Source organism: Pedobacter aquatilis (genome assembly GCF_032678425.1).
Taxonomy (GTDB): Bacteria; Bacteroidota; Bacteroidia; order Sphingobacteriales; family Sphingobacteriaceae; genus Pedobacter; species Pedobacter aquatilis_B.
Genome location: NZ_JAVTSG010000005.1, coordinates 120,494 through 133,075 on the forward strand (window position 1 = coordinate 120,494; position 12,582 = coordinate 133,075).

Consider the following 12,582-nt stretch of genomic DNA (forward strand, 5'->3'; position numbering starts at 1 on the left):
ATCTATTCGTTTTATAGCTATCAAAACAATTAAAGTTATAGCGAATTTTACTAACCAACTATTCAATCTCCGCTTTATTTGGAATAATTAAAACCGGACAAGCAGACTTTCTGGCAACATGCTCGGCAACACTTCCCATTAAAAAATGATACAAACCCGTTCTGCCATACGTACCGATTACGATTAAATCAGAACCCCACTCATCAGATTGCTGGATAATACCATGTGCTGCAGTATCTACCACACTTAAATAGTCTGTTTTAATTCCGTTACCATATTTTGCTTCAATTTCTTTCAATAAAATGTGGCTATTTTCTTCACTGTTATCGTAAGTTTCTAAAAACACCGGGGCCAAAGTTAAATCAGGATTTACATTTGCCGGAATTGGTTCTATAATATTTACGAGCGCAACATTGGCTCCAAATTTCTCAGCAATTTCGTAACCTGCCTTTGCAGCTTTCTCTGAACAGGTGCTATTATCTACGGCTATTAATATTTTCTTAAAGTTCATGGTGAGCAGATTTAAATGTTATCATCATAAAAATAACAAATTTGATGGCAAAATGTTAGTGGCTCAATGTTATTTATTAGTTTTACTCTATCTTTCAATACGATAGTTAAATGGAAAATCAATACGGTATTTGTAGAATTGCAGTTGCTCCGTTAAGGGCAGAACCATCTGATAAGGCAGAAATTGTTTCGCAATTATTATTTGGCGAGCATGTAGAAATTATTCAGAAAGAGGAACGTTGGTGGCTTATTCAAAATGGTTACGATGGTTACCAAGGTTGGATAGATTTTAGGCAATTGGCAGCAATTTCTCAGGAACAGTTTGTAGAAATCCACGATTGTAAATCACTTGCACCATTAAATTTTAACAATGTTTTAACCGCTGCTGATGGTAGTCTGTATCATTTGAGTCCGGGGAGTAATTTGCCGTATTTGGCTGATGGTTATTGTTATGCAGGTACAGAAAAATTTAAGTTAGCCTTTGATGAACACAATAGTTTAAAATCTAATTTTAAAACAGAAATTGAATCAACAGCGAAGTTTTTTCAAAACATTCCATATTTGTGGGGAGGAAGGCATTTGTTCGGCTTAGATTGCTCTGGTTTTGTGCAAACGGTATTCAAAATGCTAAATATTAAATTGAACAGAGATGCTTCTCAACAAGCAGAACAAGGCGAATTGGTCGGTTTTTTAGCAGAATGTAAACCTGGCGATGTTGCTTTTTTTGATAACGCCGAAGGTAAAATTACGCACGTTGGGATTATGCTTAGTCCGAATGAAATTATTCATGCATCAGCAAAAGTTAAAATAGACCCAATCGACGACCAAGGAATTTTTAATAGAGAGTTAGGCGTTTATAGCCATAAACTTAGAATTATTAAACGTTTTGTGGAATAATTAATCTTCCATCTCCCAAACCATAATTTGCCTATCATCGCCAGTAGAAATTAGGTATTTGCCATCATTACTCCATAAAATTTTATTTACGGAATGTGTGTGGCCAATTCCAGCTTTCTCTAAACTTAAAATTTTGTAGAGTTTGAAGTTCTCCGCATCCCAAATTTTAATGCTTTTATCCTGACTGCTTGTTGCAAAATAGGGCAGGGTTGGATGGAAAGCAATATCGTAAACGGTAAACATGTGCGCAGGGATAGTTTGCAGCAGTTCATAATTGGGCAAATTCCAGATTTTTAATTGCGCATCTCTACTTCCAGAAATTAAATATTTTTCTTCGGGATGATAAGCTAACGATGTAACGGGTAAGGTATGACTGTCTAAATTCTGTTTTAAGCTATAATCAGATAAGTTGTAAATTTTAATCAGGTGGTCTTTGCAACCGAAAGCAACTTCTGTTTCATCAGGAGCAATAGCAATTGCCCGAACCGTATCGTAAGCGGCTTGAAAGCGATAAATTTCTGCAAAATCATTTAATGACCAAACCGCAACTGTTCCATCTTCGCCAGTAGTTAAAAGCTCATTTTTAGTTTTAATGATTTGGATATTAAAAATTGGTTTAGTGTGCGCATTAATTCTTCCAACTACTTTTTCCTCGCCAAAATCGTAAACACTAAAAGCCCCACTTCTTTCGCCAATAAATAATTGATTATTGTAATGATGAAGATAGTAAACGGAACTTTGTACCGGCATTTTAACCTTAACAAAAGCCATCTTTTCAAGCGACCATTCTACAACACCTTTGTCGTTTCCTGCACTAAAAAAGGTATTATTCTCATCTGAATTAGCTAAAGCATAAACAGGATTTTGGTGACCAGAAAGGGTTTTATGGTGTTTCAGCATATCAGTTATGAGTTTTCTGTTATCGGTTTACAGTTAAAGCGTTAAGCAGATAATTTAACGAATGAGTAATTATATTCCTATATCAGTTGGCTTGCTCGGTTCGCTCTAAAAGCAGTAAGAAATTGCAGAATAATAAGAATATCAAAAATTAGCTTAATTACACCAAAATAGATTATTTCTTTCGATAAACTGGTTTCAAAAAATATTTGAAGTGTAAGCAAAATAGAAATAGCTGAGAAAAACACGCTCAAAAACCCTAGGTACAAATGCCACTTTTCAAACTTTTGGCTGTTTTTTATAAAATGAAATAATGTAACCCAGTTGAAAAAAATAGATGGTATGATGAGCGCTAAGTCGAGATAATTATTACTGCTTTTCAAGATTGCGATGAATATTATACCTAAAAATAGGTTGAGGTAACTAAGGTATTTAAGCATTTTAGTTGTGTTTAATGTTTTTAAGACTTTTTGCTTTCAGCTTTAGTCTTTCACCTTACTTATGTCTCTTTTCTAAATTTTTTGCAATATCCTGAATAGATAAACCTTTCTCTTTCAATAAAAACATTAAGTGAAAAAGTAAATCTGAAGCTTCTCCAATTAACTCTTCTTCAGTTTCAGCAAGTGCTGCAATTACCGTTTCTACACCTTCTTCACCAACTTTTTGAGCAATTTTGTTTAAACCTTTTTTGCGCATTTTGTTGATGTAAGAACCCTCAACAGGATTTTCATATCTATCGGTAATGATATTTTCTAGCTCAAAAATAAAATTTTGATTGAATTCGGTTTTAAAACAGCTGCGGCTACCTGTATGGCAAGTAGGGCCAACAGGATTAGCTTTAATCAAGATGGTATCATTATCGCAATCAATATGCATAGATTTAACCAGAAGGAAATTTCCACTTTCTTCACCTTTGGTCCATAAACGGTTTTTGGTGCGAGAAAAGAAGGTTACTTTATTTTCAGTTTTTGTTTTTTCAAATGCTTCAGCATTCATATAACCTAGCATTAAAACTTCTAAAGTTTGTTCGTCCTGAATAACTACTGGAAGTAAACCTCCAGTTTTTTCCCAATCAAGAGATTGTATATCAATATTCATTTTTATAGTGTTGCCGTCATTGCGAGGCACGAAGCAATCTCTTTGTAAATTAGATTGCTTCGTGCTTCGCAACGACGAGTGTATTATTGTTCTATATCCTTACTGGAATATTATTTTTTTTCAACTCCTGTTTTAAATCAGGTATCAAAATTTCGCCGTAATGAAAAACGGATGCAGCTAAAGCGGCATCAACATTGGCTTTTTGGAAAACCTCTGTAAAATGTTGCGTGCTACCTGCGCCACCCGACGCAATAATCGGAATGTTTATCATGTGATTCACTTTGCTTAATAAACCACAATCGAAACCTGCTTTTGTACCATCGTGGTCCATTGAGGTAAGCAGGATTTCTCCTGCACCTAAATCTTCAGCTTGTTTGATCCAATTTTCGGTTTCCAATTCGGTAATTAATCGACCACCGTTTAAATGCACCATGTTTTTGCCATCAACATATTTTGTATCAACAGCCAAAACCACAAACTGAACGCCAAAGGCTTTCGCTAATTCTTCAATCAGTTTAGGATTACGCACAGCCGCCGAATTGATGCTGATTTTATCTGCGCCAGCATTTAACAAAGCTTCTGCATCAGCAAGTTCAGTGATTCCGCCACCAATGGTAAAAGGAATATTCAATTGCCGAGCAACAGATTTCACCATTTCAATCATCGTTTTTCTGCGTTCGTGAGTGGCGGTAATATCTAAAAAAACCAACTCATCGGCACCCTGTTGTGCATATTGAGCTGCTAATTCAACTGGGTCGCCCGCATCGCGTAAATCAACAAAGTTTACACCTTTTACGGTGCGACCATCTTTAACATCCAGGCAGGGGATTATTCTTTTGCTCAGCATTTGTTTGGGTTTTCGTCATGCAAGGCACGAAGCAATCTTAAAGCGTCAAGCTATCGTAGTAAGATTGCTTCGTGCCTCGCAATGACGAGTGTGTTAAAAATTTTCTCCTTATATCGAACTCAACATCTTCAAATTCCAATCCTTCACTTGTTCAACAGAAATTCTATCTTCATAAATTGCTTTTCCGACAACTACGCTTCTAATTGGGTATTTTGCTAATTCATAAATATCATCCATCGAGCTTACACCGCCAGATGCGATTAGTTTAATCATTGGCGAATGTTCTAACAGTTTTTTGTACAAATCAATAGCTGCACCACCTAATTTCCCATCTTTGCTGATATCCGTACACAAAAAGCGGAAGAAACCTAAAGCCAAACATTTATCAACGTAATCCATTAATTTAATTGGAGAACTTTCCATCCAACCCGAATATTTAATCACTTCGTCCAAAACATCAATGGCAATAACGATTCGATTTGCATAATTATCTTTTTTAGCAAATGCCTCGCTTAATTGTTGTAAAAAATCTGGATTTGTAATGGCCTGCGTGCCTACAATAACACGGTGAATACCTGCATCGAGCAAGTTAGTTACCTGCTCAATGGTGCGGATTCCACCACCATATTGCACTTTCATCTCGGTTTTTTTAATAATTTCGAAAAGCGATTTTTGATTGCTAAAATCGCCTTTTGCACCATTTAAATCAATAATATGAATGAAATCTGTTCCGTTTGAACGGTATTTTTCTATCATTTCAGCAATAGAAACATCGTACTCAGTTTTTTGGTTGTAATCGCCTTCACGCAGACGAACAACTTTTCCATCCAAAATATCAATAGCAGGAATTATGTACATTTCTTAGTTAAAATTTAAAGTTGAATTAAAAAGTTTATATGGTTCTTAGTTACGCTTCAAGTTCGAAAAATTCTTTAATATCTGTTCGCCAGCTTTGCCCGATTTTTCAGGATGGAACTGAACACCGTAAAAATTATCTTTCTGCACCGCTGCCGAAAACTTCAATCCGTAATCAGCCGAAGCGATGTCAAAAGTAGGGTTATATTCAATAAAGTAAGAATGCACAAAGTAAAATTGTGTATTATCTTCAACACCATCAAATAGCGAATTGTTTTTCGGGTTAATTGCATTCCAACCCATGTGTGGTATTTTGATATTCAACGACTTGTCAAATTTTTTAGTCTTAACAGGTACGATGTTCAAAAGTGAAGCATTGCCCTCTTCCGAATGCTCGGTAATCAATTGCATGCCTACACAAATCCCTAAAACTGGTCTAGTAAGCTTTTTTAGTGCCTCAATTAAACCTGTGTTTTTCAATTTTTCCATAGCAGTGCCTGCATGGCCAACCCCAGGAATGATGATGTGTGTGTATTTCTCCAAGTCGTTTTCGGTGTTAACCATACCATATTCCAGGCTTAGACGCTCCAACGCTGCAGTTAAAGAGAAAATATTGCCAGCGCCGTAATTTACTATTCCAATCATTTTTTTTTAGGATTAAAGCTTAAAGAGCAAGGAATAAAGATAATTAGTCTTTAATCTTTGCTCATTTGTCTTTGTTTGTTTATAAAAGTCCCTTGGTACTCGGTAAAACCATTTTCTCCGCATCACGTTTTATCGCCATTTTAATTGCTTTCGCAAAAGCTTTAAATACAGCTTCAATTTTATGATGTTCGTTATCGCCTTCAGCTTTAACATTTAGATTGCATTTTGCAGCATCGCTAAACGATTTAAAGAAATGATAAAACATTTCTGTAGGCATATCGCCAACTTTTTCACGTTTAAATTCAGCATCCCATACAATCCAGTTTCTGCCACCAAAATCAATCGCAACTTGTGCTAAGCAATCATCCATCGGTAAGCAAAAACCATAACGTTCTATGCCTAGCTTGTTTCCTAAACCTTTCGCAAAAGCTTCTCCAAGTGCAATTCCGGTGTCCTCAATGGTGTGGTGTTCATCAATATGTAAATCGCCTTTGGTAATAATTTCCAAATCTACACTTCCATGTCTTGCAATTTGGTCTAGCATATGGTCGAAAAAGTTTAAACCTGTTTCAATTTTTGCTTTTCCAGTTCCATCTAAATCTAAATTAATGGTGATATCGGTTTCATTAGTTTTGCGCACATGGTTAATTTTTCTACTTCCAGCTTTAAGTAAGTTGTAGATGTCTTCCCATTTCTTCGTTTCTAAAATAATAATATCTAATAATGTTTCATGCTTATCTAGTGCCTCTGCAGAGCCCAACGCATCATTCTGACGAAGAAAAATTGCCTTTGCACCCAAATTTTTCGCCAAGACTACATCATTTAACCTATCTCCAATAACATATGAGTTTTTCAAATCGTAGTCGCCACCAAAATATTTAGTCAATAACGCTGTCCCAGGCTTACGGGTAGGCGCATTATCTTTTGCAAAAGTTCTGTCGATAACAATTTCACTAAAATTTACACCTTCACCAGCAAAAGTATCCAGCATGAAATTATGAATCGGCCAGAAATTTTCTTCAGAATTTGATGGTGTTCCCAGTCCATCCTGATTCGTAACCATTACCAATTCGTAGTCCATTTCGCTGGCAATTTTCGAAAGGTAATAAAGCGAACGAGGATAGAATTTCAGCTTTGCAAAACTGTCTACTTGCTCATCATCGGGTTCAATATTTAAAGTTCCGTCGCGGTCGATAAATAATACTTTCTTCATTTTCTAAAAATTTTTAAGAATGGTTAATAGTTTATCATTTTCCTCTTTTGTGCCTACGGTAATTCTTAAACAACCTTCACATAAAATCACTTTCGAACGGTCGCGAACAATGATTCCATCTTCCACTAAATCGTCGTAAACTTTAGTCGCATCAGTAACTTCAACTAAAATAAAATTCGCATCAGAAGGGTAAACTTTTGTAACAATATTTAAGTTGTTTAATTCGATAGAAAGTCTTTGTCTTTCGGTAACAGATGCTCTAATCCAATCGTTTACTTGGGCGATGTTTTTTAGTGCTTCAAAAGCTAAATCTTGCGTTGCCTGATTGATGTTATATGGTGGTTTAATTTTGTTTAAAACATCAATCACTTTTGTTGATGAAAATGCCATTCCCAAACGCAAAGCAGCAAGCCCCCATGCCTTCGAAAAAGTTTGCAAAATTACAAGGTTTGCGTACTCGGTTAACTCCTGAATAAAGGTCTTTTGTTTTGCATAATTTATATACGCTTCATCAATCACAACGATGCCTTTAAAGTTGGCTAAAATGGTTTCAATATCTGTTCGATTTATTGAATTTCCTGTCGGATTATTTGGCGAACAAATGAAAATTATTTTCGTATTTTTATCAATTGTTTCTGCAATTTTTTCAAGGTCTAATTGGAAGTTCGGAAGCAGGTTTACTTTGCGAATTTCTACATCATTTATGTTCGCCGAAACTTCATACATTCCATATGTTGGCGGTAGTATAATTACGTTATCTTTTCCAGGATTGCAAAAGGCCCGAAATAATAAATCAATTGCTTCATCGCTACCATTTCCTAAGAAGGTATTTTCAATCGGAACACCCTTAATTTTGCTAATGGCATCCTTTAAATCCAATTGTAAAGGATCAGGATAGCGGTTGTAATTTGCAGGTAGGGGAGAGCCGTAGCTATTTTCGTTTGCATCTAAAAATATCGATGCCTGCCCTTTAAACTCATCTCTTGCCGTAGAATAAGGTTTTAGATTCTTTATATTTTCTCGTACTAATTCGTTAATGTCCATTTTATTTTTTTTGTGATGAAAGAACAAGGAACAAAGATGAAAGACTTGTATCACCTTATTTGCTACTCTTTGCTCAGTAATCTTTGCTCATTAATCTTTGTTCTTTAATCTTTGTTCCTCCAGTCTAATTGTTACTGCATTCTTATGTGCTTCTAGTCCTTCTGCTGATGCAAGTACTTCTACTGTTGAGCCAATATTAGTCAAACCTGTAACAGAAAGATGCTGAAAAGTGATTTTCTTTAAAAAAGCATCAGTAGAAACGCCTGAATATGCCTTTGCAAAACCACTTGTAGGTAAAGTATGGTTGGTTCCTGATGCGTAATCGCCTGCGCTTTCTGGAGTTAAATTTCCTAAGAACACTGAACCGGCATTGATAATCAGCGGGATAAGATTCTCAAAATTATCAGTTGCTAAAATCAAATGCTCTGGAGCATATTCATTCGAGAAATCCATTGCAGCATCTAAATCGTCAACTAAAATAGCATAAGAATTGCCTATAGCTTTTGCTGCAATATCTTTTCTTGGAAGATTATTTAACTGATTTTCAATTTCCTTAATCGTTTTGCTTAATATTTTATTTGAAGTAGTGACTAAAATTGCCTGACTATCAGTTCCATGCTCTGCTTGTGCAAGTAAATCTGCAGCTACAAATGACGGATTGGCAGTCTCATCAGCAATCACTAAAACCTCCGATGGACCAGCAGGCATATCTATAGCAACCTTATTTTGAATCATTGTTTTGGCCGTGGTTACATAACGATTACCTGGACCAAATATCTTGTAAACCTGAGGTACGATTTCAGTTCCGAAAGCCATGGCCGCTACAGCTTGTGCACCACCAATCAGGTAAATTTTTTCGATACCTAAAAGTATAGCACAGTAGGCAAGGTAGCAGTTGGTTTTACCATCACTTTGTGGTGGCGAACAGACTACAATTTCTTTGCAGCCCGCAATAATTGCCGGTGTAGCAAGCATCAAAAATGTGCTTGGCAAAACGGCTGTGCCGCCTGGAATATAAAGGCCAACTTTTTCAATTGCTCTTGATTCTCGCCAGCAAACCACACCAGGCATGGTTTCTACTTTCTCTTCCTTTTTTATTTGAGATTCGTGAAAAGTTTTGATGTTCGCATAAGCAGTTTCAATCGCATTTTTTTCGTCAGCAGGAATAGTTGCTGCAATGCTTTTTAATTCCTCAGCATCTAAAAAAAGTTTTTCCAGTTCAACTTTATCGAATGTTTTAGCGAAATTAAACAGTGCTTTATCGCCATCATTTTTTACTGTTTTGATGATGTCGGTAACGCGTTCTTCAACCAATTTATCGTCTTCAATTTGTCTGGAACATAATTCCTCAATTTTTGATTTAGATAAATCTGTATAATTGTAGACTTTCAATGTTTTATGATTTTAAATTAACCAATAGTTAATGATATTTTTAATGTTTTTACCCTGTTTTAAGTGATTATTTTCTCAATTGGCATCACTAAAATACCTTCTGCGCCCGCGGCTTTTAAGCTGTTAATTTTATCCCAAAAATCTTCCTCGGCAATTACAGAATGTACCGCAACCCAGTTAGGTTCGAACAACGGAACTACGGTCGGACTTTTAACACCTGGCAATAAATCAACAACTTTTTGTAGGTTATCTTTTGATACGTTAAGCACCACATATTTATTTGATTTTGCACTTAGTACCGAGCGAATTCTCTGCAACAATTCTGCAACTTCTGGGTTGTCAATTATCGATTTATTTCCGATTAAAACGGCCTCAGAATTCATCACATCTGCAAACGGTTTTAGTCCGTTGCTTTTTAAAGTTCCGCCTGTTGAAACGATGTCGAAAATTGCATCACTTAAACCTAAACCTGGTCCAATTTCTACCGAACCTGAGATAGTTCTGATGTCTGATTTTATTCCTTTTTCTGTTAAGAATTTTTCGAGAATTACAGGGTAAGAAGTAGCAATTGCTTTACCATTTAGGTCTTCTAATTTTTGGATTTCACTACCCGATTGAACCGCGATTTTTAAGGTGCATTTTCCAAATCCTAAACGTTGTAAATATTCAACATCGGCCTTGGTTTCTGTAATTACATTTTCGCCAACAATACCCAAATCTGCAATGCCATCTTGCACATATTCTGGAATATCATCATCACGAAGAAAAAGAATTTCTAATGGAAAATTTGCAACAGTTGCAATTAAAGAACTCTTGTAGTTTTCGAAAGAAAGACCACAATTTTTTAATATTTCTACAGATTTTTCGTTTAACCTACCCGACTTTTGGATAGCAATTTTAAGTGTTTTCAAAGTATTGAATATAGAGTGAACAAGAAATTATTATACGGAAAAAAGTTTTGAAGTACAAAACAAACATATCATATCGCCTATCGGCGATGATGTAAATGTAAGTGATGGTTCAAAGTTAATTTCATATCTTTATTTCTGCCAATATCAATGCTTTAGCTGATTAGCGATGGCAAATATAGTGTTTGAAACCGTAAATCAAAAAATAATGGCACTTAATTTGCCATAATGGTGTTTTAATTTGTGATTACCTTATTTTTGCATTAAATTTTATTGTGTTGAAGAATTTTCGCTTTCTAATTATTCCTATTGTATTAAGTATCTCAGCCTGTGGATGGTTCAAACAGCCTCCCGAAATTGGTAAAATACTATCTGAGCATTTCAAAAATAAAATTTATAAAGATTTTGATACTGTAGCCTACGATAGTGTTTTCGTTAAAACTATGGATGATTTATCCCAGTCTTTCATAAATCCCAAAACCATTAAAGCTTTCTATACGTCAAATGCGAACGAACCTACAATGGTTACTAAATTCTACATAAATGGGGAATTGGATACACTTGTAAATTACCTTCAGAATAGTAATATTCATGGTTTTAATCCAAAAATCTTTAAAACGGATGAAATTAAATCTCTGCTTGCCGAACTTACATCTAATAAATTCAAAAGCGTAGATGAAAGTTATCCCGTTATCGCAAAAATTGAATTACTTACCGCAAATGCTTATCTAAACTATAATAACTATTTAAAATTTGGTATAGTAAATCCTCGTAATATATTCTCAAGATATTATATTAAAGTTAAACGTCCAGATAGCCTGAACATGACGAAGCTTTTGGGTTCTGAAAGTTTAGTTGATACACTGAAAAATATACAACCAAAGTCTGCTCAATATAAAGGTTTGCAAAGTGCATATTTAAGTGCCAAAGGCGATAATGAAAAACGCATTCTACTTTTAAACATGGAACGTTTCCGTTGGCAGATGCCTGAAACCGGAACTAACTATGTAGAAGTAAATATTGCAGATTTTAAATTGACATGGTTTGATAATCAGGATACCGTTATTACCATGAAAGTTTGTGTTGGTGGCAAACGCGAAAATGGCTATGAAGAAAAGCTTAAAGCATTTGCAAAATCTGGCAATTTGGATGATAAACCAAAGAACCACGAAACCCCACTCTTATTTAGTAAAATCAATTCTATACAAGCAAATCCAGTTTGGAATATTCCGGTAAGTATTGCACAAAGTGAGATATACTGGATGGCTAGAAAAGATCGCTACTATTTATCTAACAGCAATATTAAAGTATACTATAAAGATAAATTAATTGGTGAGCCTGACACCATTAACTGGAACAGATATTCGAGAGATAAATTACCTTTCAAATTTAAACAAGGTTCTGGTGGCGGAAATGCATTGGGAAAATTCAAGTTTATTTTTGATAACAGTTCGAGTATTTACCTGCACGATACCAATAATAAAAACGGATTCAATCTAAGTAATCGAGCAATAAGCCACGGTTGCGTTCGAATCGAAAAACCTCTAGAGTTTGCAGAAAAATTGGTGGGCGATACTTATACTTACGATAAATTACGAGCGGAAGTTGATTTACCACCAGTTGATAGTACACACAACAAATGGTATAAAAAACGAATGGCCGCAAAAGCAGATACTACAAAAGCTTTTCAATTAAAACCAGCTTGGTTCGGGCCTAAAAAAGCAGTTCCACTTTTGATCACATATTTCACTGCATGGCCTCAAAATGGTAAAATACAATACAGACCAGATGTTTACGACATGGACGATAAACTTTGGGCAGCTATGAAAAAGTTTAGATAGAAGCTGTAGATTTGCCGAATGCAAGAAAATCCTAATTTTAATTACCAGGCTGATATTGTTAATACTGCAATCCGATTCATTAATGCATGGTTTAAGCAATCAAAGTCTATAACAGCCGAATTAAGTGATTTTTTTATTCTGCCAGGAAATAAAGTAATTGGCAATGATGTTATTATTGCCAGGTTAAAAGGGATTTTTGGCCAGGCTGATGAATATGTTGGCGGTAGATTTGATATCATCGATGTGCATTTCCAACTGCTGGATGAAGGTAAGGGCATGGGCTTTGTAGAGGGGGTGGCAGGCTATAGGGCTGTGGTTAAAAAGCAATCTAAAATTGTTAGCGGACCGTTTAAATTATATTTCGCTTTGCAAAGTGGGAGCTGGAAGATTGTTAATATAGAGTTTCCTGGGTTTGCCTATTAGCATTTGTTTATT

13 protein-coding genes are annotated in these 12,582 nt (G+C 35.4%); 3 read left to right on the plus strand and 10 right to left on the minus strand.

Annotated features, from left to right (window positions below):
- Positions 1 to 58: 58 nt before the first annotated feature.
- Positions 59 to 511, minus strand: coding sequence for a universal stress protein (locus tag R2Q16_RS15615; protein ID WP_316738254.1), 453 nt, complete (start codon positions 509 to 511; stop codon positions 59 to 61).
- Positions 512 to 621: 110 nt separating this feature from the next.
- Between R2Q16_RS15615 and R2Q16_RS15620 the strand changes: the two genes are divergently transcribed.
- Positions 622 to 1,407 (plus strand): C40 family peptidase, encoded by a 786-nt coding sequence (locus tag R2Q16_RS15620; RefSeq protein ID WP_316738256.1) that lies wholly within the window; start codon positions 622 to 624, stop codon positions 1,405 to 1,407.
- Here R2Q16_RS15620 and R2Q16_RS15625 read toward each other — a convergent pair whose 3' ends face one another.
- From R2Q16_RS15625 to hisG, 9 genes are all read right to left on the minus strand, one after another.
- Positions 1,408 to 2,307: a WD40 repeat domain-containing protein gene (locus R2Q16_RS15625; RefSeq protein WP_316738258.1), complete on the minus strand. Its 900-nt coding sequence runs from the start codon at positions 2,305 to 2,307 to the stop codon at positions 1,408 to 1,410.
- 492 nt (positions 2,308 to 2,799) lie between these two features.
- Positions 2,800 to 3,402, minus strand: coding sequence for a bifunctional phosphoribosyl-AMP cyclohydrolase/phosphoribosyl-ATP diphosphatase HisIE (hisIE, locus tag R2Q16_RS15630; RefSeq protein WP_316738261.1), 603 nt, complete (start codon positions 3,400 to 3,402; stop codon positions 2,800 to 2,802).
- 91 nt (positions 3,403 to 3,493) lie between these two features.
- Complete coding sequence (gene hisF / locus R2Q16_RS15635; RefSeq protein WP_316738263.1) at positions 3,494 to 4,249, minus strand: imidazole glycerol phosphate synthase subunit HisF; 756 nt, start codon at positions 4,247 to 4,249, stop codon at positions 3,494 to 3,496.
- A gap of 108 nt (positions 4,250 to 4,357) precedes the next feature.
- Positions 4,358 to 5,107: a 1-(5-phosphoribosyl)-5-[(5-phosphoribosylamino)methylideneamino]imidazole-4-carboxamide isomerase gene (gene hisA, locus R2Q16_RS15640; protein WP_316738265.1), complete on the minus strand. Its 750-nt coding sequence runs from the start codon at positions 5,105 to 5,107 to the stop codon at positions 4,358 to 4,360.
- A 45-nt stretch (positions 5,108 to 5,152) separates the two neighbouring features.
- Positions 5,153 to 5,749, minus strand: a complete 597-nt coding sequence (hisH, locus tag R2Q16_RS15645) for an imidazole glycerol phosphate synthase subunit HisH (RefSeq protein ID WP_316738267.1) — start codon at positions 5,747 to 5,749, stop codon at positions 5,153 to 5,155.
- Between the two features lie 79 nt (positions 5,750 to 5,828).
- Positions 5,829 to 6,962 carry a bifunctional histidinol-phosphatase/imidazoleglycerol-phosphate dehydratase HisB gene (hisB, locus tag R2Q16_RS15650; RefSeq protein ID WP_316738269.1) on the minus strand — a complete coding sequence of 378 codons (1,134 nt, stop codon included), beginning with the start codon at positions 6,960 to 6,962 and terminating at the stop codon, positions 5,829 to 5,831.
- Positions 6,963 to 6,965: 3 nt separating this feature from the next.
- Positions 6,966 to 8,006 (minus strand): histidinol-phosphate transaminase, encoded by a 1,041-nt coding sequence (hisC, locus tag R2Q16_RS15655; RefSeq protein ID WP_316738271.1) that lies wholly within the window; start codon positions 8,004 to 8,006, stop codon positions 6,966 to 6,968.
- Between the two features lie 90 nt (positions 8,007 to 8,096).
- Positions 8,097 to 9,398 (minus strand): histidinol dehydrogenase, encoded by a 1,302-nt coding sequence (gene hisD / locus R2Q16_RS15660; RefSeq protein WP_316738273.1) that lies wholly within the window; start codon positions 9,396 to 9,398, stop codon positions 8,097 to 8,099.
- A 59-nt stretch (positions 9,399 to 9,457) separates the two neighbouring features.
- Complete coding sequence (gene hisG / locus R2Q16_RS15665) at positions 9,458 to 10,309, minus strand: ATP phosphoribosyltransferase (protein ID WP_316738275.1); 852 nt, start codon at positions 10,307 to 10,309, stop codon at positions 9,458 to 9,460.
- Between the two features lie 272 nt (positions 10,310 to 10,581).
- Between hisG and R2Q16_RS15670 the strand changes: the two genes are divergently transcribed.
- Both R2Q16_RS15670 and R2Q16_RS15675 read left to right on the plus strand, forming a co-directional pair.
- A complete protein-coding gene (locus tag R2Q16_RS15670) occupies positions 10,582 to 12,147 on the plus strand; it encodes a L,D-transpeptidase family protein (RefSeq protein ID WP_316738276.1) in 1,566 nt (521 codons plus the stop codon).
- An 18-nt stretch (positions 12,148 to 12,165) separates the two neighbouring features.
- Complete coding sequence (locus tag R2Q16_RS15675) at positions 12,166 to 12,570, plus strand: hypothetical protein (RefSeq protein ID WP_316738278.1); 405 nt, start codon at positions 12,166 to 12,168, stop codon at positions 12,568 to 12,570.
- Positions 12,571 to 12,582: the final 12 nt, after the last annotated feature.